This is a genomic window from Bradyrhizobium sp. SZCCHNR1051, from assembly GCF_032489615.1.
In the GTDB taxonomy this organism is placed as follows: Bacteria; Pseudomonadota; Alphaproteobacteria; order Rhizobiales; family Xanthobacteraceae; genus Bradyrhizobium.
The window spans coordinates 157,056-180,059 of the sequence record NZ_JAUEYJ010000010.1 but is presented as its reverse complement, the minus strand read 5'-3'; the positions used below and the strand labels follow the sequence as shown (position 1 = coordinate 180,059).

Below are 23,004 nucleotides of genomic sequence, written 5' to 3'. Positions count from 1 at the left end.
GTCCGCGAAGGCGGACGATCCAGTACGCCGAAACGTCGCGGTTCGCATCTTCTGCCGCGGAATACTGGATGCTCCGCTTTCGCGGAGCATGGCGAGGGTGGAGACGGCCAGACTTCCACCGCCCATCAATTGCCGGCTCTCAGGAAACGGTGTCTAGGCGAGCGGCTCATGAGCCAGCTCCCCCAGCCGTTCGACGCTGCGCTCGATGCGTGCGTCCCAGTCGTGGCTGCAGCTCAGCCGCAGGCAGTTGCGATAATCTGATGTCGCCGTGAACAGGCTGCCGGGCACGAAGCAGATGCGTTCGCGGATGGCGCGGTCATAAAGTGCGTCGGAATTGAACTCCGCGGGCAGCTCCAGCCAGAGCACGAAGCCGCCTCTGGGGTCGGTCATCCGCGTCTCCTTGGGGAAGCTGCGGTCGACAGTGCGGCGCATGCGGTCCATGTTGGCGGCGAACACCTTGCGGATGCGCCGCAGATGGGCGTCGTAGCCGCCGGAGCCGAGGAAATCCGCCATCGCCTTCTGCGGCAAGGCCGCGCCGCTCAGCGACAGCGCGAACTTCGCGGCAAGGATCTGATCGTGGCGGCGGTTGGAGGCGAGCCAGCCGATGCGATAGCCCGGCGCGATGGTCTTCGAGAACGAGCTGCACAGGATGATGTCGGCCTTCGGGGCGATCGCGGCGAATGGGTGCGGCCGGTCGTCGCCGAAGCTGATGTCGCCGTAGATGTCGTCCTCGATCAGCGGCACGCCGTGGCGCGTGAGCACGCGGATGATGGCGGCCTTGCTGGCATCGTCGGTGCGCGTGCCCAGCGGATTGTTGAAGCTCGAGGCGAGCAGGCAGGCGGCGACGCGGCGCGCGCCGAGCGCCTTGTCGAGCGCGGCGACGTCGACGCCACGGGTCGGATCGGTCGGCAGCTCCAGCGCGCGCAGGCCGCGGGCTTCGAGCACCTGGAGCAGGCCGAAATAGGTCGGGGATTCGATCGCGACCGCGTCGCCCGGCCGGGTGGTGACGCTCAAGGCGATGTTCAGCGCCTCGGTGCAGCCGTTGGTGATGAGGACGCCATCGGGCGGCACGGCGTGGCCGAGGCGCAGTGCGCGCGCGGAGATCTGCGCGCGCAGCTCGGCATCGCCATGCGGATCGGCGTAGATGTTGTAGTGGCGGCCATGGACGCGGGCGCAGCGGGCGAGATGACGGTCGAGCCGCTCGGCGGCGAGCAGGCTGGCGCTCGGGAGGGCGCAGCCCAGCGGCGCATAGGTCGGGTCGCCGGCAAAGGCGAGCACGCTGAAGACGGGACTGGAGACGGCCACCGGGTTGGCGCGCTGCGGCGGCTGCGACGCGGTCGGCAGCGCGCGCTGCCGGTGGCTCCGCTGCGTGACGTAGAAGCCGGATTTCGGCCGGGCTTCGAGCACGCCGCGATCTTCCAGCAGGCGATAGGCCTGCACCGCCGTGGTCAGACTGACGCCGTGCTGGGCGGCGAAGGCGCGCACCGAGGGCGCGCGCATGCCCGGACGCAGGACGTTGTCGTCGACCAGCGCCGTGAGGTGGCCGGCGAGGGCTTCGTAGAGCGGCGAAGACGGGGTGCGCTGGTCCATACAGATCATCCAATCGCAAATCTGTACTGGTGGCAATCGGGCGTCTCTGTATCTGTCATCCCAGCCCCCCGGGCGGTAGCTTGAGCGCATCACTCGGAGCTCAGCCATGCCGCACGTGCCCAGCCGTTTCCCGTACAACGACATCATCAGCTTGACCTCGCAGCCGGTCCGCTACGATCTCGCCGAGAGCATCGGCCCGGATCTTGGGCTTGACGACCTGCTCGCGGACGGGCTCGGCGACGCGCTGACGGATGTTGTGCTGAGCTATGGTCCGACCGAAGGCCACCCCGAGCTGCGCGAGCTGATCGCCGCGCGACATGGTGTCGGCGCTGACGACGTCATCACCACCGTCGGCGCCATGCAGGCGCTGTTCCTGACGGCCTTCGTTCTCAGCGCGCCCGGCGCGGAGGTCGTGATCGGACGTCCTGCGTTTCCCAACGCGCGCAACGTGCTTGCGTCGGTAGGCCTGCGCGTTCTCGACCTGCCGCTGCATTTCGATGACGGCTATCGTCTCGATGTCGGCCGCCTGCGCTCGTTGCTGACGGCGCGGACGCGGCTGGTCAGCCTGGCCTCGCCGCAGAATCCGTCCGGCGTGGCGCTGTCCGATGCCGAGCTGCGCGAGGTGCTCGCGGCGATGGACGAGATCTGCCCCGATGCGTTCCTGCTGGTCGACGAGACCTATCGCGAGGCCGTGCATGGCGAGGCGGAGCCGCGTGCGAGCGTCGTCGCGCTGGATCGACGCATCATCAGCTGCGCGTCGTTCTCGAAATGCCATGGCGCGCCGGGCATCCGCACCGGATGGGTGATCACGCGGGACGAGGCGCTGCGCGCACAGCTCGTGCTCGGCAAGTTCAACACCACGATATCGAACTCGGTCGTCGATGAGGCGATCGCGCGATCGATCCTGCGGAATCTCGACGGGATCATGGGCGAGCGGCGCCGTCATCTTGCCGAGGGTCTGGCGCACCGCCGGCTTCGTTGCCGCCCATGCCCGCCTGCTCGAATGGATCAGGCCGGATGCGGGCGCGCTGTGCTGCATCAGGCTCAGGCGCGAGATGTTCGAGGACGCGGCGGTGGCGCGCTTTCATCGCGAGCTGGCCGATCGCGAGACTCGCGTCGGTCCGGGATCGTGGTTCGGCGACGAGGCGCGGGTATTCCGTCTCGGCTTTGGCGTGCTCGCGTTGCCCGAACTCGACGAGGCGCTGCGGCGCGTCTCACAGGCGCTGAAATAGGCGTCCGTTATGGCGGTCGATCAGCCGTCATTGCGAGCGAAGCGAAGCAATCCAGGGCTGCGAGTGCGACTCTGGATTGCTTCGTCGCTTCGCTCCTCGCAATGACGGTGCCCCAAGATGACCTTTCGCCAAGCGGCGGGCCTCTTCTCAGTTGGATCGGTCACTCCCCAGTTTCGGTTATCGAAACCGCCCCCCTGACCTCGCGCATTTGCGTTACGATGGCTGCACGCATTGTCTCACGAGGTGTCCATGCACGATCTCACCCGCTGCGTTCAGCATCCTGCCGTGTCGCATGACGGCTTCACGTCGCTGGCCGTTCCCACCTATCGCGCCTCGACCATCGTCTATGACGATCCGCAGGACTTTGCCGGGCGCGCCGCGCGCGGCCTCGACGGCTACACCTATGGCCTGCACGGCACGCCGACGACACGGACGCTGGAAGCGCAGATCACCGCGCTGCATGGCGGCGAGCGCACGGTGCTGGTGCCGTCCGGACAGGCCGCGGTCGCGATCACGATGCTCGCCGTGCTCAAGCCCGGCGACACCGTGCTGATCCCCGATCACGTCTATCCGCCGGTGCGGCATCTGTGCGCCAATTATCTCGCCTCGCGCGGCATCGCGCATCGCGTCTATGATCCGCTGATCGGCGCCGGGATCGCCGATCTCATCGACGCCAGCACCAAGCTGGTCTGGCTGGAGTCGCCGGGCTCGGGCACGATGGAGGTGCAGGACGTGCCGGCGATCGCGCGGGCCGCGCGGGCGCGGGGCGTGCTCACCGGTTGCGACAACACCTGGGCGAGCCCGCTGCTGTTCAAGCCGCTGGCGCATGGCGTCGATTTCGCAGTGGAGGCGCTGACCAAATATGTCGGCGGTCATTCCGACCTGCTGCTCGGCTCGATCACGGTTGGGGATCTCGGCCTGCGCAAAGCGCTGAAGGAGGTGCTCGGCGTGCTCGGCATCGGCGTCTCGCCGGACGAGGCGGCGCTGGCGCTGCGCGGCATCGAGACGATGGGCGTGCGCATGGCGCATTCCGGCCGGGTCGCGCGCGAGTTCGCCGAGCGCCTGCAGGCCGCGCCGGCGGTCGCGCGCGTGCTGCATCCGGCGCTGCCGTCCTGTCCCGGCCACGAGATCTTCGCGCGCGACTTCAAGGCCGCGAGCACGGTGTTCAGCCTGGTGATCAAGCCGGAGTTCACGGCGCGAATTAATCCGGCGCTCGGCCATGTCCGCCTGTTCGCGATCGGCGCCTCCTGGGGCGGCACCCACAGCCTGATCGCGCCGATGGATGTGGTCGCCGACCGCACGGTGCGGCCGTGGAATGCCGCGGAAGGATTGGTGCGGCTCAGCATCGGACTCGAGGAGCCGGGCGAACTGTGGGACGACCTGTCGCGCTTTCTGGATGCGCTGGTGGCGGGCTGATCAGCCAGCGCTCAACCTGATCCCCGCGCGCAAGAATTTCTGCGGGTCGACGGCTTCGCCGTCGATGCGGGTCTCGTAGTGCAGATGCGGGCCGGTCGAGCGGCCTGTCGAGCCGACCTCGCCGATGATGTCGCCGATCTTCACCTGCTGACCGATCTTGACGTTGATCTCGGAGAGATGGCCGTAGCGGGTGGAGAGGCCGTTGCCGTGATCGACCTCGACCATGCGGCCATAGCCGCCGGCCCAGCCGGCATTGACCACCTTGCCGTTCGCTGTCACGCGAACCGGATCGCCGGTGGCAGCACGGAAGTCGAGCCCGGTATGCATCGCGGGACGGCCGAGGAACGGATCCGAGCGCACGCCGAAGCCGGAGGTGAACTCGACCTCGCCGATGACCGGCTTGCGATAGGGTACCAGCGACAGCGCGCGGTTCATCTTCTCGACCTGGGCGCGGGTGATGCTGATGCGGTAGAGCTGACGCTCGAACGGACCAGATTCGGCGCCGAGCTTGACCGGCACGAACGGGCCGCCCATGCCGCCCTTCGGCGCGGCCGCCTCGATCTGACCCATGTCGAGGCCGAGGTCGGTGATGACGCCGCGCATCCGCCGCAGCTTCGATTCCAGCGTCTCCTCGGCCGAGGACAGCATCGCGATCTGCCGCGCCTCGACCTGGTCGAGCGAGCGCGTCAGCCGCGTCAGCACGCTGTCGACGCCGGCGAGCTTGGTCGACGGGTTCGGCTGCGCATTGGCCATCACGGGGCTGCGCGATTCGAGCCGGGCCTCGCGATCCGGCGGCGCGGTGAAGATCACGGTGTCGCTGATCGGCGACGGTTTTGGCGCGGACGACGCCGACTCGGTTGCCGCGGGTCCGCGTGCCGGCAGACGGATCGAGCCGGTCACGTCGGGCATGCTACCCAGCGCGGTGGCGCGACCCTCGAGCGCGGTCTGGCGCTTCAGAATCTGGTCGAGCTTCTGGTCGAACTGTTCCTGGTCGAGCAGCTGGCGGCTGGTGGCGCGGTCGACCTTGGCGCGCAGCTCGGCGATGCGGTCCTCATAGGCGTATTGCATCTCGGCCTGGCGCGCGATCAGCCGCGTCAGCACGTCGTCGCGGAAGGCGAAATAGGTCGCGGTCGCCGCCGACCAGAGGCCGAGCAGGCTGACGGTGCCGACCACGATCCAGAACACCACGGGGCCGATGCGCACCTGCTTGCCGGCATGCACCAGCGTGTAGTCGCTCTGCGATGCGGCCGCGACCTGCGCCGGATGGCTGACGGGTGCACGCCGATGGTGGTGGGCGTGCCCGCGATCATGAGGATGGTGCTGGGGATATTCGGCGTGATGGCCGGAACGATACGACATCGGCACTCCCGCGCCGGCCGGAGATCGTCATTCCAGCGGCGTCATTTACGGGAGCGATTTGACCTCTGCATGGTTAATTTTCCGCCAACGCCGTCAGGCGCATTCTCAGAGCGCGCGCGTCGCCGCCAGCACCGCATCGGCGTGGCCGTCGACCTTGACGTTGCGCCACACTTTGGCGACGCGGCCGTCGGCGCCGATCAGGATGGTGCTTCGGATGATGCCGAGGAACTTGCGGCCATAGAGCGACTTCTCGCCCCAGGCGCCGTAGGCCCCCAGCATCTCGTGCGTCTCGTCCGAGATCAGGGGCACGGCGAGATCGTGCTTGTCGCGGAAATTGTCCTGTGCCTTGACCGAATCGGCGGAGACGCCGAGCACGGCGGCGCCGGCGGCGGCGAAGTCCTTCGACAGGCGGGTGAAGTCGATCGCCTCCTTGGTGCAGCCGGGCGTATTGGCCTTGGGATAGAAGAACAGCACGAGCTTCCGGCCGGCATAGTCGGCCAGCGAGACGGTTCCGCCGCCATCGCGCGGCAGCTTGAAGGCGGGCGCCTTGGCGCCCTCGGCGAGGCCCGTCCCGGCCGCAGCCGGCGTCGCGGGCTTGGCCTTCGCCGCCCCGGTTTTGATGGGCGCGGCTTTGGTCGTCGCGGTCTTGGCGGAGGTCGTCTTGGCGGCTTTCGTCAATGTCGGTTTGGCCGTCTTCTTGGTGGCCTTCTTGGCCGCGGTGGCAAGCCGGTTCCCATCAATCGCCCCGTAGGACGCCGGGTTGGAGGATTTCTTTTGTGATTCCTTTGACATACGCCTTCCTTTCGTCGCTTTCGGCGGCTCAAAAATGAAAGTATCTCGGTTCTTGTCCGGTGTCCCGGGATCGATCTGGCATCCGTGCTTCGCGGCGCGCAGGGGATCACGCCTCTTGCGATGAAGGGAAGATCATGGCTACCAGCAGGCGTGAGCACCAGCGCAGTCGAGCACAGTGCAATGACGACTCTCGTACCGTCCGGATCAGACGCTCCACCAAAAATTTCGTCTGGCGGTGGAGCGGCGCCGGTCCGCTGGCGCGAGCAGGTGGGCAAACCTGACGGCGGTGGGGTATGGTGACGGGGATTTCGCGCGTCGTCCGCGCCGCCGGCGTACCGCCGGTAGGCGTGTTGACAGCTCCCGCCGAAGCGTGACGGGATCATTGGGGGATCGGGCCCTGCCGGCAGTGAGCACGCGCGCTGCGTGAACGGGCGGGGCTACACCGGCGACCGACCTGGCCGAGGCCAGATTGGCACGAAATATTTCGGACACGAGGGGCCGGCACCGAGAGGCAATGGCAAGACAGACATCACCCCACCGGCCCCATCTGCAAGCGGACACCCAGGGCCAACAGTGGGATGAGGCCGACTGGGATGTGGCCGACCAGTACGAGGCCGCCGCCGAGCCCGACGAGAGGGCCGGGCAGCGCGGCCGCCGCCTGTTGTCGCGGTCCGATTCGGGCGAGAGCACCGGTCGATTCGGCGGATCGCGCCCGCGCGTGCCGGGCGGCCGCATGGTCAAGCGGGTCGTCGTCACGTTGGCATCGCTGATGCTGCTCGTGGGGCTCGGCTTCGCCGGCCTGTGGCTGCGGCTGGGTGCGGGCCCGATCAGCCTCGATCTGGCGACGCCGTGGCTCGCGGCGGCGATCGAGGACAATATCGGCCACGGCAACACTGTCGAGGTCGGCGGCACCCAGATCGAGCGCGCCGGCCGGATCCGGATCGCGGTCCGGATCCGCGACATCATCGTGCGCGATCAGGATCACGCCATCGTCGCCAGCGCGCCAAAGGCCGAGGTGCGGCTGTCCGGCGCTGCGCTGCTGATGGGCCAGCTGCGCGCCGAGAGCCTCAAGCTGGTCGACGCCGAGCTCGCGATCCGCATCACGCCGGACGGCACCGTCACCGTATCGACGGGTGAGACCAACAAGCCGCTCGCGACGGGCGTCGCCTCCAAGCGCGACGCCGGCCTGCCGCCGACATTCCCGCGGCCGGGACAGGCCGCGCCACCGCCCAATGCGCCGGGACCGCAGGCCGGCTCGCAGCCGTCAGCACCGACCACTTCGACTTTGCCTGCGACTGCCGCGCCGGCCGCGCCCCAGAACGGCCTGCTGGCCGGCCTCGACTGGCTCGACAGCCTCAGCCTGACCGGGCTCGATGGCCAGAACCTGAACGAGATCGGGTTGAAGAACGGCGTGCTGGTCGTCGACGACCAGCAGCGCGGCAACAAATGGACGTTCGAGAATATCAGCCTCAGCCTGCGCCGGCCGTCCGGCGGCGGGGTGGCGCTGAGCCTCGGCGAAGAGGGCGCCAGGCCGTGGCAGCTGCGCATCCTGGTCGGGCCCCAGGCCAACGGCGTGCGCACGGTGGACATCAAGGCCGACAAGGTCTCCACCAGCAACATCCTGCTGGCGATGCGGCTCAAGGATCTCACCTACATGGCGGACCTGCCCATGAGCGGCGAGATCAAGGGCGAGCTCGCGCGCGACGGGCTGCCGACCTATCTGCGCGGCAAGATCAACATCGGCGCGGGCAAGATCATCGACACCGATACGCCCGACTATCCGATGGCGATCGACTCCGCCGAGATCAGCATGGAATGGGATGCCGGGCGCCGCGTGCTGGTCGCGCCGTTGAAGGTGATCTCGGGCGCCAACCGCGTCACGCTCAACGCCAATCTCGAGCCGCCGAACGACACCGCAAACGACTGGCGGCTGGGTCTCAACGGCGGCACCATTCTGCTCGGCGCCATCGAAAACGAGCCGCCGCTGATCTTCAACCGCATCTCGATCAACTTCCGCTTCGACACCGAGGGCAAGCGCGTGCTGCTGACGCAGGCCGAGGTGTCCAACGGCGAGATCGGCGTCGCCGGCACCGGCAGCGTCGAGTATGCCGGCGAGCCGCGGCTGAAGCTCGGCTTCGCGGCGACGCCGATGCCCGCGCTGGCGATGAAGCGGATCTGGCCGGCGCTGATCGTGCCGGAGGTGCGGGCCTGGATCATCGAGCGCATCGAACGCGGCTCGGTGCAGCGGATCGATGTCGCGGTCAATTCGCCGACGCGCAACCTGCCGCGCAAGGGGCCGCCGATTCCCGACGATGGTCTCGACGTCAACATCGTCGCCACCAATGTCACCGTGCATCCGGTCGACGGCCTGCCGTCGGTGCGCGATGCCGACGTGAAGGCGCATGTCACCGGCCGCACCGCGACGGTGACGATCGGGCAGGGCGTCGCGGATACGCCGGCCGGACGCAAGCTCAACTTCTCCGACGTCGTGTTCGAAGTGCCGGACATGGCGCCAAAGCCGTCGCCGTCGCGGGTACGCATGCGCGTCGAAGGTCAGGTCGCCGCTGCCGCCGAGATCCTCGCCTCCGACCGGCTCAACGATCTGTCGTCGATGCCGATCGATCCCAACCAGACCAAGGGAACGTTCCAGGCCAGCGTCAATCTCGCGATGCCGGTCAAGGGCGAACTGACCAAGGCCGACACCAGCTACGCGGTCACGGCCGATCTCAACGGCTTTGCCGCCGACAAGCTGGTGATGAACCAGAAGCTCGAGGCTAACACGCTCAAGATCGTGGCCAACACCGCCGGCTATCAGGTGAAGGGCGACGTCAAGATCAACGGCCAGCCGGCCACGCTCGACTATCGCAAGCCGACCGAGGGCGACGCCGACATCAAGATGCAGGCGATCCTCGACGATGCCAGCCGGGCCCGGCTCGGCATGGATCTGGGCACCGCGATCACCGGCAACGTGCCGCTCAAGCTCAATGGCAAGATTGCTGGCTCCAGCGATCGCGACAGCCGCATCGGCGTCGAGGCCGATCTGACCCAGCTCAAGCTCGACAACCTGCTGCCGGGCTGGGTGAAGAATCCGGGCAAATCGGGGAAGGCCACCTTCAACGTTGTCGCCAAGCAGCAATCGACACGCTTCGAGGACATCAGCATCGAAGGCGGCGGCGTCTCCATCAAGGGCTCGCTGGAAGTCGACCAGAACGGCGACCTGATGAACGCCAACTTTCCGACCTATTCGCCGTCGGAAGGCGACAAGACGCAGCTCAAGGCCGAGCGCGGCCAGGACGGCGTGCTGAAGCTGTCGATGCGTGGCGACGTGTTCGACGGCCGCGGCTTCCTGAAGTCGGCGATCTCGGGCACCAACAAGGACGCCGACAAGAACAAGGCGCGCTCGAACCTCGACTTCGACGCCGAGGTCAAGCTTGGCGCCGTCGCCGGCTTCAACGGCGAGGCGCTGCGCAGCGTCGACGTCAAGCTCTCCAGGCGCGGCGGTGCCTTCAAGAGCTTCAATCTGAGCGGAAAGGTCGGCCGCGACACGCCGGTGACGGCCGACCTGCGCATCGGCCGCGAGGCGCCCAGCGCCGATCCGCGGGCACGCCGCCAGGGCCGCGAGGTGATCTATCTGGTGACCAATGATGCCGGCGCGCTGCTGCGGTTCGCCGACGCCTATTCCAAGATGGCAGGCGGCGAGCTGGAGCTTGCGATGGAGCCGCCGACGGCCGACACCAGCCCCAAGGAGGGCCTGGCGATCGTTCGCAACTTCACCGTTAGGGGTGAGCAGGCGCTGGACCGCGCTGCCTCAGGCGCCGCACAGGGCGCCTCGCAAGGCATCGCCTTCACCATGCTGCGCGCGGAGTTCACGCGGCAGAACGGGCTGCTCTCGATCCGCGACGGCGTGGTCAAGGGACCGACGCTCGGCCTGACCATCGAAGGCAGCATCGACTACAACGTCAACCAGGTCCGGGCTTCGGGCACGATCGTGCCGTTGTACGGGCTGAACAACATGTTCAACCAGATCCCGATCGTCGGCCTGTTCCTCGGCGGCAGCAATGAGGGGCTGTTCGGCGTGACCTACGAGGTCGTCGGCACGCCGAGCCAGCCGGTGGTGCGCATCAATCCGATCTCGGCGATGCTGCCGGGCGTCACGCGCAAGATCATGGACTTCAACACCGGCAGGCAGCAATACCCGCCGGCGGAGCTGCCGCCGAACAATTGACGCTGCTGGCCGCGTCGGCGTTTGGCGACGCCATTGTGGCGGATCGAAGCGGTCAGGCGGCTCTGACGCCCGCAAGGAAGGTGTCGACCTCGCGGGAGAGCTGCTCGGCCTGCTTGGAGAGGTTGCCGGCGGCGATCAGCACGTGGCCGGCGGCGCTTCCGGTCTCATTGGCCGCCGTCGAGACGCCGCCGATGTTGGCGGTGACCTCGCGGGTGGCCTGCGCCGTCTGGGTGACGTTGCGCGCGATCTCCGCCGTGGCGGTTCCCTGATCCTCGATCGCCGATCCGATCGTCGCGGCGATCGCCGACACCTCCTCGATGGTCAGGGTGATGCCGTCGAGCGCGCCGACCGCTTCCCTGGTCGCGTTCTGGATCTGGGCGATGCGGTCGCCGATCTCCTGCGTGGCCTGCGCGGTCTGGCTGGCCAGGCTCTTCACCTCCGCCGCGACGACGGCAAAGCCGCGCCCGGCTTCGCCGGCGCGCGCGGCCTCGATCGTGGCGTTGAGCGCCAGCAGGTTGGTCTGGCCCGCGATGCTGGAGATCAGCTCGGCAACGTGCTCGATCTGCTTGGCGCCGTCGGCCAGTGCGCGAACGATCCCGTCGGTGTGGCGTGCGCTTTCGACGGCGCGTCCGGTGACCTCGGCGGATTGGGCGACCTGACGGCTGATCTCGGTGATCGACGAGGTCAGCTCCTCCGCAGCGGTGGCGACCGTCTGCACGCGCGAGCTCGCCTCCGTCGCCGCGGAGCTGACGGCGGTGGCGCGCGCATTGGTGCTCTCTGCCGTGCCGGTCATCGATTTTGCCGTCGCCTCGAGTTCTCCGGCGCCGGACGCCATCAGGGCGACGAGCTGGCCGACGGAGGCATCGAAGCGGTCGGCCATCGCAATCAGCGCGTCGCGCTTGTCCGCTTCGCTGCGCTGCTTGGATGCGGCCTGCTCCTGCTCCAGCATGCGCGCGGTGATCGCCGTCTTGCGCAGCACCTCCAGGGTCTCGGCCATGCGGCCGATCTCGTCGCCACGCTCGGTCTCGGCCACCGGCTGCTCGAGCCGCCCGCCGGCGATATCCTGCATGCGATCCTTCAGCCGATGCAGCCCGCCGACCACGTTGTGCGAGATCAGGAAGGACAGGAGGCCGAGCAGCACGAGCAGCGCCGCGCCGATCCCCGCGAGCCGCATCAGCAGTGCATAGACATCCGCCTCGATGTCGTCGACATAGAGCCCGTAGCTCATGACGATGTTCCACGGCGCGAAGCTGCGGACGAAGACGACCTTCCTGAGCGGCTCGGTCTGGCCGGGCCGGGGATAGAGATAGGACGTCGTGCTGCCTTCGGGTTTCTGCTGCGCAGCCTTGATCTGCGCATCGGCGATCATGACGCCGTTGGCGTCCTTGGTGCCGAGGATCTTGCCTTCCAGCTTCTCGTTGGCGGCGTTCAGAAGAAGCGCCGAATCGGACGCGTTGTAGGCGATCGGATATCCCTGGCCGTTGTTGAACGTCATCCGTCGCGCAAGGTAACGAAACTTGTTCTTGGCCTCCTCCACCGACATCTTTCCTGCCGCGACCTCCGTCTGCAGCGTCTCCGCGAGGCCGTAGACGAGGTCGACCGCCGTATGCATCTGGGTGATGCGGTCCTCCAGCATGCGCGCGCGGCTGAGCCAACCGGAGACGGCCACGATCGCGATCACCGTCGCGATCGCAAGGATCACCATGCTTGCAAGCTTGGTGCGGAACTTCATGCGGCTGAGCAGTGTCACGGCGTCCTCTTCGTTGTTGTTGCCGGAACAACTATCATCAAGCTGCTTACTAATCATGAATGCGAATCTGTCGAGCCGAGTCCACTATGTGGACTGACGCGGCAATCAGGCGCGTCCCAGCACATCGTGCGCGGATGGCCCGACCGCAACTACGTGCGGAGGGCAGGAACCACGAGGAACGGGATCATCCCGATGACGACGCTCACGAGCGCGAGCAGAATGACGGCATCGTAGCCGTGGGTGAGATCGTGGATGACGCCGCCGCTCCACGATCCCAGCGCGGATCCGAGCCCGCTGCCGATCGTGATGGTGCCGTAGATGGTGCCGAGCCGCCTGCCGCGGAAGATCTTCATCGCGGTGGCCGACAGGAGCGGTCCGCGCGAGCCGATCATGCTGCCGAAGCAGACGACGAAGCCGGCGAGCAGGAAGATGTTCGGCGAGAATTGCAACGCCCACAGCATCAGGATTCCTGCGATCGATACGGCGTAGGAGAACAGCACCGATGGCCGTCGGCCGATCAACCCATCCAGGGCCGAGACGCCGAGCATGCCGAACAGCAGCACCACGCCCGAGAAGCCCCAGGCGGTGGCGGCCTGCAGCGGCGCGAAGCCGGCGTCGATCAGATAGGCGACGACCTGCGGCGCGATCGCATACATGCCAACGGCGGTGAAGAAGAAGGTCGAGAACAACGCCCAGAAGGCGTGATGACGTAGCGCCCGCGACAAGGTCCAGGCATCGTCGGCGAGCTCGTCGGCGACGGGCCTGGTAATGTGGGGCGCGCCGGCGGCAAACAGCCGCCAGGGCAGCAGCGCCAGCGGCACCAGCAGAATGAAGGCGGCGGCGCCGAACGCCTGATAGGTGCTGCGCCACCCGATCGCGTCGATCAGCAGTTGCGAGCCCGGCAGCAGGATCAGCACGCCGGCGCCGGTGGCGGAATAGATCACCGCCATCGCGGTCGGCAGCTTCTTGCCGAACCAGCGGCCCAGCAGGATCGAGTTGGGGACGTTGCCGATCAGCGCGATGCCGATGCCGACGCACAGGCCGATGCTGATCTGGAACTGCCACAGCGCCTGCGCGTGCGCGGCGGCCGTGAAGGCTGAACCAAGCAGCAGGAGGCCGAGCGCATAGACGGCGCGTGGTCCGGAGTGGTCGAACAGCCGCCCGATCAGCGGAGCGGCGAGGCCGCCGGCGAGCGCCGTCAGCGAATAGATCGAGACGACCTCGGAACGATCCCAGCCGAAGCTGTCGGAGATCGGCTTGAGAAAGACGGTGAAGCTTTCTCCCAGCCCGCGGCCGATCACCGACAGCGCAAAGCAGAGACCCAGCACCACGAACGCCATGCGCACTCGTGGTGGAGCTGTCGGGGTTTCCTCGGCTTGCGCAGGCTCTCGCGGTGCGCTGATCGTCATGCCGTCAGGGAGCGCCTTTCGGCCTTCCCTGACAAGCAGGCAAAAACGAATACGGCTATGCAGGCTTGACCAGCACGTGGCGCTTCTTGCCCAGCGACAGCTTGATCACGCCCTCGCTGGTCAGTGCAGCCGGCGTCAGCGCCATCTTCTCGTCGGTGACCGCAACGTCGTTGACGCGCAGGCCGCCGCCCTTGATCTGCCGCCGCGCCTCGCCGTTGGAAGCCACGAGGCCGGCCTTGACGAAGGCGTTGAGCACGCCAAGGCCAGCGTCGAGCTCGGCCTGCGGCACCTCGACCGTCGGCAGGTTCTCGGCGATGGCGCCTTCCTCGAAGGTGCGGCGGGCGGTCTCGGCAGCGGTGCGCGCCGCCTCTTCGCCATGCAGCAAGGTGGTGGCCGCATCGGCCAGTGCCTTCTTGGCCTCGTTGATCTCGGCGCCCTGCAGTGCAGCGAGCTTCTCGATTTCGGACAGCGGCAGCGTGGTGAACAGCTTGAGGAACTTGACGACGTCGGCGTCCTCGGTGTTGCGCCAGTACTGCCAGAAATCATACGGGCTGCACTGGTCGGCGTTGAGCCAGATCGCGCCCTGCGCGGTCTTGCCCATCTTGGCGCCGGAGGCGGTGGTCAAGAGCGGCGTGGTCAGCGCGAACAGCTGCTCGGTGCCCATGCGGCGGCCGAGCTCGACGCCGTTGACGATGTTGCCCCACTGGTCGGAGCCGCCCATCTGCAGCCGGCAGCCGGTGCGCCGCGCCAGCTCGACGAAGTCGTAGGCCTGGCAGACCATGTAGTTGAACTCGATGAAGCTCATCTCCTGCTCGCGCTCGAGCCGCAGCTTGACCGAGTCCATGGTCAGCATGCGGTTGACCGAGAAGTGCCGGCCGATGTCGCGCAGCATCTCGATCCATTTCAGCTGCGTCAGCCATTCGGCATTGTCGAGCATGATGGCGTCGGTGGCGCCATCGCCGTAGCGCAGCACCTTGGCAAACACGCCGCGGATCGACGCCTTGTTGGCCTCGATCTCCTCGACCGTGCGCATCGCGCGGGTCTCGTCCTTGCCGGAGGGATCGCCGACCATCGTCGTGCCGCCGCCCATCAGGGTGATCGGCTTGTTCCCGGTCTGCTGCAGCCAGTACAGCATCATCATGGTCAGGAAGTTGCCGATGTGCAGCGAGCGTGCGGTGCAGTCGTAGCCGACATAGGCGGTCGCCTGGCCCTTGGCGGCGAGGGCATCCAGCCCCTCGAAATCCGAACACTGATGAATGAACCCGCGGCTCTGCAGCACGTTCAGGAAATCAGACTTGAAGCCAGTCATTGTCGGCGACTCTGAGCATTTGTTTACGGTATTGACCGCTTGTCGCGGGGACGTGCGGGGGGCACATGCCACGGATACGGGCGTTGTGGCATTATAAGATGCGCCGGGCTTGTACAAGCATGTGCACGGCCTGGGCGGGACCTCAAATCGGCCGTACTTGGCAAGCAGGGCAGGGTTTTTAGGTTCGACTGCAATGATTCTGACCGCACTTGGCCTCATGAGTGGCACCTCGCTCGACGGGGTGGACGTGGCCCTGATCGAGACCGATGGGCGGCAGATCAAGAGCCTCGGTCCCTCGGGCTACCGGGCCTATAGCGCTGCGGAGCGCAGCCTGCTGCGCGAGGCGCTCGCCGATGCGGTGCAGATCGAGCGGCGCGATGCGCGCCCCGGACGGGTGCGCGACGCCGAGCGCGTCGTGACGGTGGCGCATGCCGAGGCGGTCGCCGCGTTCCTGGCGCAGCACCGGCTGAAGCCCGAGGACATCGATATCATCGGCTTTCATGGCCAGACCGTGCTGCACCGCCCCGAACGCCGCCTGACCGTGCAGATCGGCGACGCGGCCGCGCTCGCCAAGTCCGTCCATATCCCGGTGATGCACGATTTCCGCGCTGCCGACGTCGATTTCGGCGGGCAGGGCGCGCCGTTCGTGCCGGTCTATCACCGCGCCCTGGCGCAATCGCTGTCGCGCGCGGGGCCGATCGCCGTGGTCAATATCGGCGGCGTCTCCAACATCACCTATATCGACGGCGACGACGTGCTGATCGCCTGCGACACCGGTCCCGGGAATGCGCTGCTCGACGACTTCATGCACCGGACCACGGGCCAAGCATTCGATCAGGATGGCCGCGTGGCGGAGCAGGGCAACCCGGACGAGGCCTGGATCACCAGCGCGCTGGAAATGCCCTTTTTCGCGCTGCCGCCGCCGAAATCTCTCGACCGCAACGATTTTGCCGCGCTGAAGCTGGGCGATGTGAAGCCGGCGGACGGGGCCGCGACCCTGACGGCGTTCACGGCCGCAGCGATTGCCCGCATCATCCCGCTGCTGCCGAAGCCGCCGGCGAGCTGGATCGTCTGCGGCGGCGGCGCCCGCAACCATACCATGATGCGGATGCTGCGCGAGCGCGTCGCGCCGGCGAGCGTCGAATCGGCCGATGCGCTGGGCTGGTCGGCGGACGCCATCGAGGCCCAGGCGTTCGGCTTCCTGGCGGTCCGCGGCATGAAGGGCCTGCCGCTGAGCTACCCCACCACCACAGGCGTGCCGTTTCCGATGACCGGCGGGGTGATTGCGCGCCCTTGATTCATGCAATTGCATGAACCTTGACAGTTAGATGCGTATGCATCTAGTTTGATGCATCTGCATCAAACTGCCGAGGATGTCATGGCGCCTGTCCTGAAGCTGATCAGCCACAAGCTCTGCCCCTATGTGCAACGCGCCGTCATTGCGCTCACCGAGAAGGGCGTCGCATTCGAGCGGATCGACATCGATCTCGCCAACAAGCCCGACTGGTTCCTGAAGATCTCGCCGCTCGGCAAGGTGCCGGTGCTGGTGGTACCCTTGGGCCAGGGCGAGGTGGCGCTGTTCGAGAGCAACGTGATCTGCGAGTACATCGAGGAGACGCAGCCGGCTGTGAGGCTGCATCCCGAGGACGCGCTGGTCCGCGCGCAGCATCGGGCCTGGATGGAGTTCGGCTCAGCGATCCTCGGCGATCTCTGGGGCCTGGAGACGACGCAGGATGCCGCATTGTTCGCCGCCAAGCGCGAGGCGCTGACGGCGAAGTTTGCTCGCGTCGAGGATGCGCTGGGCGAGGGGCCGTATTTTGCCGGCGCGCGTTTCAGCCTGGTCGACGCCGTGTTCGCGCCGATCTTCCGCTACTTCGATGTGTTCGATGCGTACGGTGATCTCGGCATCTTTGCGTCCACGCCGAAAGTTCGGGCGTGGCGCGATCAACTCGCGCAGCGGCCGAGCGTGAGGACGGCGGTCAGCGTCGACTATCCGCAGCTGCTGCGCGCGTTCCTCGCGCGGCACGATGCGTATTTGTTGAAGCAGGCGGCGTAGAGAGGCACGACGTTGTCATGGAAGGTGCCGGCTCCACTCGCAGCGTCATCGTCCGCGCAGGCGGACGATCAAGTATTCCGAGACGCCGGTGACGAACTGAGAAGCCGCGGCGCACTGGATCACCCGCCTGCGGACGATGACGGCGGAGAATGTGGCGGCAGTTCGTAGTTCGTAGGGTGGGCAAAGCCGCAGGCGTGCCCACCATTGTCTCCGAGCCGCCAAATGAAGATGGTGGGCACGGCGCGTTGCGACCATCCGCGTTGACGGAGCGCGCCTTTGCCCACCCTACAGACCGAGGGCTTTGCAACGACGCGCCGACCTCACCTCACATTGGCGAGGCGCATGTCCAAATAGGCGGTGATGGTTTCCATCAGTGGCTCGAGCTTGCCGTCGAAGAAGTGGTTGGCGCCGGGGATGACCTGCTGGTCGATCACGATGCCCTTCTGCGTCTTCAGCTTCTCGACCAGCGTATTGACGTCCTTGGGCGGCACCACCGCGTCGCGCTCGCCATGCACGATCAGCCCGGAGGACGGGCAGGGCGCGAGGAACGAGAAGTCGTAGAGGTTGGCGGGCGGCGCGATCGAGATGAAGCCCTCGACCTCCGGGCGGCGCATCAAAAGCTGCATGCCGATCCAGGCGCCGAACGAGAACCCGGCGACCCAGCAGGCGCGTGCCTCGGGGTTGATGGTCTGCGCCCAATCGAGCGCGGAGGCCGCATCGGACAGCTCGCCGGTGCCGTGGTCGAACGAGCCCTGGCTGCGGCCGACGCCGCGGAAATTGAAGCGCAGCACCGAGAAGCCGCGATGCGCGAAGGCGTAGTAGCACTGGTACACGATCTGATGGTTCATCGTGCCGTGGAACTGCGGATGCGGATGCAGGATCATCGCGATCGGCGCGTTCTTCTGCTTCGCCGGATGGTAACGGCCTTCGAGGCGGCCGGCCGGACCGTTGAAGATGACTTCAGGCATCAGAGAATCCTTGGCAGAGCGTCGACCGACTTCGTCCGAGCTTCATCTGGCGCCTCGCCGACGAATTCCGCAGGAGAAGTGGTGATCGAGCGCCATCCGTTCGCTTGGACGGAGCAGCGCTGGCGTGACTGGAAGTTGGCCTTCTAGCATGGAGCGCGGGGCAAAAAGCAAGGATTTTCAACGCCCGGCAAGGCGGCTGCGGCAGGGATGCAGACCGGGCCGCCGACACAGCGGCGGGGCGAAGCGGCCGCGGAACGTGATCCGAATGCGCCTGCAATTCGATGAAAATACTGGCGTTTTCGTCTGCAGCCCGGCCGTTCAGTGCAGCGACGCCGTGTGCTCCAGCTGCGCAACGGCGCTGCGATAGCGGCGGCTGCCCTGCACGGATTGTCCGCTGTCGAAGGTCAGGCCGAAATCGCCCGTTGGCAGGACCGAAAGCGCGGCGACCCGGGCCATGTTGACCAGCCGGCCGCGGTGGATGCGGACGAGCGCGAAGCGGGCGAGCTCGACCTCGGCGGCCGACAAGGTGCCGCGGATGAGATGCCGCCTGCCGTCGGCCATGGCATATTCAACGTAGTTGCCGGCCGCGGCCACCCACAGGATGTCGGCCGGCGAGATGCGGATGCGGCTCGGGCCGTCGCGCAGCCAGAGCGTGGCAGGGGCAGGAGGCTCGGATCGCCGTGTCGGCTCTCGGACAGCGCTCGCGCGATAGCCGTCGTACAGCCAGAGCGTGCCACCGATGAGCAGCGCCGTCATGACGTCCTTGCGGAACTCGTACACGATGGTGGCAAGGGAGAGCTGGAAGTCGTACGCGCCGCCCGCGGTCCACATCAGCAGCTTGCGCAGCGTCACCATGCCGATCATGTGAAGCGCAGAGAAGGCGACGACGGCGGCGACGGCGAGCGCGATATGACGTGCCATGGCGGCCGGGCCCAGCCGGATGGAACGAACGGTGGCGACCGGCAGCGGCGCCAGCAGGATGATGACGACAATGCTCGTCATTTCCCACAGCAACTGCTTTTCCAGATCGTAGGCCGCGCCCCGCCTGACGGCATCGTGGGCGGCGGAAAGGGCGTTGACGACGCCGATGCCGAGCGAGAGCCCGGCCATGATCGCGTAGAAGGTACGATCATTCGGACGCAGCATCGAGCCGACAAGCTTGTTCATGGCACCGGACCCGCTATCTCAATCTCGCGCCCGACGATATCACGCTGGCCGTCGCGCATCATCATGGCGCGGGCGAGCGATGGTCGTTCGTGTCCCGAGTTGATAAGAACGAGCCATGGCCGACAGGATCTATCTCGACTGGAATGCGACGACCCCGCTGCGACCGCAAGCGCGCGCGGCGATTCTCGCCGCCATGGATCTGGTCGGCAATCCCTCGTCGGTTCACGCCGAAGGCCGCAAGGCGCGGCGGCTGACCGAGGAGGCCCGCGAGGTGATCGCCCGGGGGCTCGGCACCGTCGCGCGCCGCGTGGTGTTCACCTCCGGCGGAACCGAGGCCAATGTGCTCGCCTTGAGCCCAGGCCTGCGCGCGCCGGCCGGCCCGGTCGAGCGGCTGCTGGTGTCTGCGGTCGAGCATGCCTCGGTGCTGGCCGGCGGCCGGTTCGCGCCATCAGCGGTGCAGACGATCCCGGTCGACTCCTCCGGCGTGGTCGATCTCGGCCGCCTGGAAGCCCTGCTGGCCGGCGGGCCGCCGGCGCTGGTGTCCGTCATGGCCGCCAACAACGAGACTGGGGTGCTTCAACCGGTTTCGAAAGTCGCCGAGATTGTGCACCAGGCGGGCGGCGTGCTGCACGTCGATTCGATCCAGGCATTCGGGAAAATACCCCTCGATATCAAGCAGATGGGCGCGGACCTTGTGACCATCTCTGCGCACAAGATCGGCGGACCCAAGGGCGTCGGCGCTCTGGTCCTGGGCGCCGGCGTGGAGGAGCCGATACCGGTTCTCCGCGGTGGCGGCCAGGAGCGCGGCCGCCGGGCTGGAACCGAAAACGTGGCCGGAATTGCCGGATTTGGCGCCGCGGCCGGCGCTGCCCTGGCTTCGCGCGAGGTGGACCTGACCCGGATCACGGCGCTGCGCGACCGGCTGGAAGCGGGCCTTCGTCAGATCGCTGGCGTGACGGTATTTTCGTCCGAAGCGGCGCGGCTTCCGAACACGACGCTGTTCACCGCACCGGGGCTCAAGGCCGAGACGGCCGTGATCGGGTTCGATCTCGAAGGGATCGCGGTGTCTTCCGGCTCGGCGTGTTCGTCCGGCAAGGTCCAGCCGTCCCATGTGCTGGAAGCGATGGGCGCCAGTTCCGCAGCGGCCCAGGGAGCGGTGCGCCTCAGTCTGGGCTGGTCCACCACGGAGGCGGAGGTCGATCGTTGCGTCCAGGCTTGGCGAAAGCTGTCATTGACCCTACTTAAAGGTGGCGACGAAACCGTGCTTGAGCGATTCTAAGGGCGTGATTTCGTCGACGAAACGTCGTAAGACGGTTCCAGAACGTGTCCACCGCGGTCCTTGAAACCGCGAGCGGAGGATGGAATGCCAGCCGTACAAGAGACGGTCGACCGCGTCAGGCGGATCGACGTCGACCAATATCGCTATGGGTTCGAGACTGTCATCGAATCCGAGAAGGCTCCGAAGGGGCTTTCCGAAGACACCGTCCGCTTCATCTCGGGCAAGAAGAACGAGCCCGCCTGGATGCTCGAATGGCGCCTCGAGGCCTATCGCCGCTGGCTGACCATGACCGAGCCGACCTGGGCGCGCGTCGACTATCCCAAGATCGATTTCCAGGATCTCTACTACTACTCGGCGCCGAAGCCGAAGAAGCAGCTCTCCTCGATCGACGAGATCGATCCTGAGATCCTGAAGACCTATGAGAAGCTCGGCATTCCCCTGCGCGAGGTTGCGATCCTCGAAGGCGTCGAGCCGGTGCCCGGCGCTGGCAGCCCCGAGACGCGCAAGATCGCGGTCGATGCCGTGTTCGATTCGGTGTCGGTCGCGACCACGTTCAAGGAGGAACTGAGGAAGGCCGGCGTGATCTTCATGCCGATCTCGGAAGCCATCCGCGAGCATCCCGAGCTGGTGCAGAAATATCTCGGCAGCGTGGTGCCGACCTCGGACAATTTCTATGCGACGCTGAATTCGGCGGTGTTCTCCGACGGTTCGTTCGTCTACGTGCCGCCGGGCGTGCGCTGCCCGATGGAGCTGTCGACCTACTTCCGCATCAACGAGCGCAACACCGGCCAGTTCGAGCGAACGCTGATCATCGCCGACAAGGGCGCCTACGTTTCCTATCTCGAGGGCTGCACCGCGCCGCAGCGCGACGAGAACCAGCTGCACGCGGCCGTGGTCGAGCTGGTCGCGCACGATGACGCCGAGATCAAGTACTCGACGGTGCAGAACTGGTATCCGGGCAATTCGGAAGGTGTCGGCGGCATCTACAATTTCGTCACCAAGCGTGGCGACTGCCGTGGAAACAATTCCAAGATCTCGTGGACCCAGGTCGAGACGGGATCGGCGATCACCTGGAAATATCCGAGCTGCATCCTGCGCGGCGACAATTCCCGTGGTGAATTCTATTCGATCGCGATCTCGAACGGCTATCAGCAGGTCGATAGCGGCACCAAGATGATCCATCTCGGCAAGAACACGACCAGCCGGATCATCTCCAAGGGCATCGCCGCAGGCCGCTCGCAGAACACCTATCGCGGCCTGGTGACGGCGCATCGCAAGGCGTCCAACGCGCGCAACTTCACCGCCTGCGATTCGCTGCTGATCGGCGACAAGTGCGGCGCGCACACCGTGCCCTATATCGAGGCCAAGAATTCCTCGGCCACTTTCGAGCACGAGGCGACGACGTCCAAGATCTCCGAGGACGTGCTGTTCTATTGCGTCCAGCGCGGCCTTTCGCAGGAGGAGGCGGTCGGCCTCGTCGTCAACGGCTTCGTCAAGGACGTGCTGCAGCAGCTGCCGATGGAGTTCGCGGTCGAGGCGCAGAAGCTGATCTCGATCAGCCTCGAAGGATCGGTCGGCTAAGACCACATGGGAGCGGGTCCGCTGCGCGGCCCGCTCTTGCTGACATCAACATCATCCGCCCTCGGACCCGATCGATCGGTTGCTCCAGGGCAAGCGTTGAGCGGAAACAGATTATGGCACTACTCGAAATCAACAACCTGCAGGTCCGCGTCGAGGAGCGCGAGATTCTCCACGGCCTGACGCTTTCGATCGACGCCGGCAAGGTGCACGCCATCATGGGGCCGAACGGCTCCGGCAAGTCGACGCTGTCCCATGTCATCGCCGGCAAGCCGGGCTATGAGGTCACCGGCGGCGAGATCCTGTTTAAGGGCGAGGATCTCCTGGCGATGGCGCCGGACGAGCGCGCCGCCAAGGGCGTGTTCCTGGCGTTCCAGTATCCGGTCGAGATTCCAGGCGTCGCGACCATGACGTTCCTGCGCACCGCGCTCAACGCGCAGCGCAAGGCGCGCGGCGAGGAGGAGTATTCGACGCCGGATTTCCTCAGGAAGGTGCGCGAGATCTCGAAATCGCTCAGCATTCCGCAGGACATGCTCAAGCGCGGCGTCAATGTCGGCTTTTCCGGCGGCGAGAAGAAGCGCAACGAGGTGCTGCAGATGGCGCTGTTCCAGCCGTCGCTCTGCATCCTCGACGAGATGGATTCCGGTCTCGACATCGATGCCCTGCGCATCGCCGCCGACGGCGTCAACGCGCTGCGCTCGCCGGAGCGCTCGATGATCGTGATCACCCACTATCAGCGGCTGCTGAACTACATCGTGCCCGACGTCGTTCACGTGATGTCGAAGGGCCGCGTCGTGAAGAGCGGCGGCAAGGAGCTCGCGCTGGAGCTCGAGGCGTCCGGTTACGCCCAGTTCGAAGACGCGGCCTGATCGCT

General features: G+C 66.6%; 16 protein-coding genes and 1 pseudogene. 9 read left to right on the top strand and 8 right to left on the bottom strand.

From position 1 onward, the window contains the following. Window positions 1-153: 153 nt before the first annotated feature. Entirely contained in the window at window positions 154-1,590 is a 1,437-nt protein-coding gene (locus QW868_RS14560; RefSeq protein ID WP_316230811.1) for a PLP-dependent aminotransferase family protein, read from the bottom strand. 106 nt (window positions 1,591-1,696) lie between these two features. On the opposite strand from QW868_RS14560, the pseudogene QW868_RS14555 reads away from it, so the two are divergent. The 3 genes and pseudogenes from QW868_RS14555 to QW868_RS14545 form a co-directional block, all read left to right on the top strand. Then, a pseudogene (locus QW868_RS14555) lies at window positions 1,697-2,434 on the top strand (pyridoxal phosphate-dependent aminotransferase); the annotation flags it as partial. 103 nt (window positions 2,435-2,537) lie between these two features. Further along, a complete protein-coding gene (locus QW868_RS14550; protein WP_316230836.1) occupies window positions 2,538-2,822 on the top strand; it encodes a hypothetical protein in 285 nt (94 codons plus the stop codon). 249 nt (window positions 2,823-3,071) lie between these two features. Next, window positions 3,072-4,238 (top strand): trans-sulfuration enzyme family protein, encoded by a 1,167-nt coding sequence (locus QW868_RS14545; RefSeq protein WP_315737794.1) that lies wholly within the window; start codon window positions 3,072-3,074, stop codon window positions 4,236-4,238. Here the strand turns inward: QW868_RS14545 and QW868_RS14540 are convergent, their stop codons facing one another. Next, entirely contained in the window at window positions 4,239-5,597 is a 1,359-nt protein-coding gene (locus QW868_RS14540) for a peptidoglycan DD-metalloendopeptidase family protein (RefSeq protein WP_315780601.1), read from the bottom strand. A gap of 105 nt (window positions 5,598-5,702) precedes the next feature. Beyond that, window positions 5,703-6,389, bottom strand: a complete 687-nt coding sequence (locus tag QW868_RS14535) for a peroxiredoxin (RefSeq protein ID WP_316230810.1) — start codon at window positions 6,387-6,389, stop codon at window positions 5,703-5,705. A 514-nt stretch (window positions 6,390-6,903) separates the two neighbouring features. Here QW868_RS14535 and QW868_RS14530 point away from each other — a divergent pair. Beyond that, a complete protein-coding gene (locus QW868_RS14530; RefSeq protein WP_316230809.1) occupies window positions 6,904-10,614 on the top strand; it encodes a DUF3971 domain-containing protein in 3,711 nt (1,236 codons plus the stop codon). A 52-nt stretch (window positions 10,615-10,666) separates the two neighbouring features. On the opposite strand, the gene QW868_RS14525 is transcribed toward QW868_RS14530, so the two are convergent. From QW868_RS14525 to tyrS, 3 genes are all read right to left on the bottom strand, one after another. Continuing rightward, window positions 10,667-12,364: a methyl-accepting chemotaxis protein gene (locus QW868_RS14525; protein WP_316230808.1), complete on the bottom strand. Its 1,698-nt coding sequence runs from the start codon at window positions 12,362-12,364 to the stop codon at window positions 10,667-10,669. A gap of 149 nt (window positions 12,365-12,513) precedes the next feature. After that, window positions 12,514-13,773, bottom strand: a complete 1,260-nt coding sequence (locus QW868_RS14520) for an MFS transporter (RefSeq protein ID WP_316230807.1) — start codon at window positions 13,771-13,773, stop codon at window positions 12,514-12,516. Window positions 13,774-13,828: 55 nt separating this feature from the next. Next, complete coding sequence (gene tyrS, locus QW868_RS14515; protein WP_315774653.1) at window positions 13,829-15,082, bottom strand: tyrosine--tRNA ligase; 1,254 nt, start codon at window positions 15,080-15,082, stop codon at window positions 13,829-13,831. Window positions 15,083-15,275: 193 nt separating this feature from the next. On the opposite strand from tyrS, the gene QW868_RS14510 reads away from it, so the two are divergent. After that, window positions 15,276-16,379: an anhydro-N-acetylmuramic acid kinase gene (locus tag QW868_RS14510; protein ID WP_315737801.1), complete on the top strand. Its 1,104-nt coding sequence runs from the start codon at window positions 15,276-15,278 to the stop codon at window positions 16,377-16,379. A gap of 81 nt (window positions 16,380-16,460) precedes the next feature. After that, window positions 16,461-17,138, top strand: coding sequence for a glutathione S-transferase family protein (locus tag QW868_RS14505; RefSeq protein WP_316230806.1), 678 nt, complete (start codon window positions 16,461-16,463; stop codon window positions 17,136-17,138). Between the two features lie 320 nt (window positions 17,139-17,458). On the opposite strand, the gene QW868_RS14500 is transcribed toward QW868_RS14505, so the two are convergent. Together QW868_RS14500 and QW868_RS14495 are read right to left on the bottom strand one after the other, a co-directional pair. Further along, complete coding sequence (locus QW868_RS14500; protein WP_008971476.1) at window positions 17,459-18,106, bottom strand: alpha/beta hydrolase; 648 nt, start codon at window positions 18,104-18,106, stop codon at window positions 17,459-17,461. A gap of 318 nt (window positions 18,107-18,424) precedes the next feature. Further along, the gene (locus QW868_RS14495) at window positions 18,425-19,216 is read right to left on the bottom strand and encodes a LytTR family DNA-binding domain-containing protein (protein WP_316230805.1); all 792 of its coding nucleotides are present in this window, start codon (window positions 19,214-19,216) and stop codon (window positions 18,425-18,427) included. A 172-nt stretch (window positions 19,217-19,388) separates the two neighbouring features. On the opposite strand from QW868_RS14495, the gene QW868_RS14490 reads away from it, so the two are divergent. The 3 genes from QW868_RS14490 to sufC all read left to right on the top strand — a co-directional run bounded on the left by QW868_RS14490 (window position 19,389) and on the right by sufC (window position 22,999). Beyond that, the gene (locus QW868_RS14490) at window positions 19,389-20,552 is read left to right on the top strand and encodes a cysteine desulfurase family protein (protein WP_316230804.1); all 1,164 of its coding nucleotides are present in this window, start codon (window positions 19,389-19,391) and stop codon (window positions 20,550-20,552) included. A gap of 84 nt (window positions 20,553-20,636) precedes the next feature. Further along, complete coding sequence (gene sufB / locus QW868_RS14485; RefSeq protein ID WP_315798542.1) at window positions 20,637-22,133, top strand: Fe-S cluster assembly protein SufB; 1,497 nt, start codon at window positions 20,637-20,639, stop codon at window positions 22,131-22,133. A gap of 113 nt (window positions 22,134-22,246) precedes the next feature. Continuing rightward, entirely contained in the window at window positions 22,247-22,999 is a 753-nt protein-coding gene (sufC, locus tag QW868_RS14480; protein ID WP_315712154.1) for a Fe-S cluster assembly ATPase SufC, read from the top strand. The last annotated feature ends 5 nt before the right edge of the window (window positions 23,000-23,004 follow it).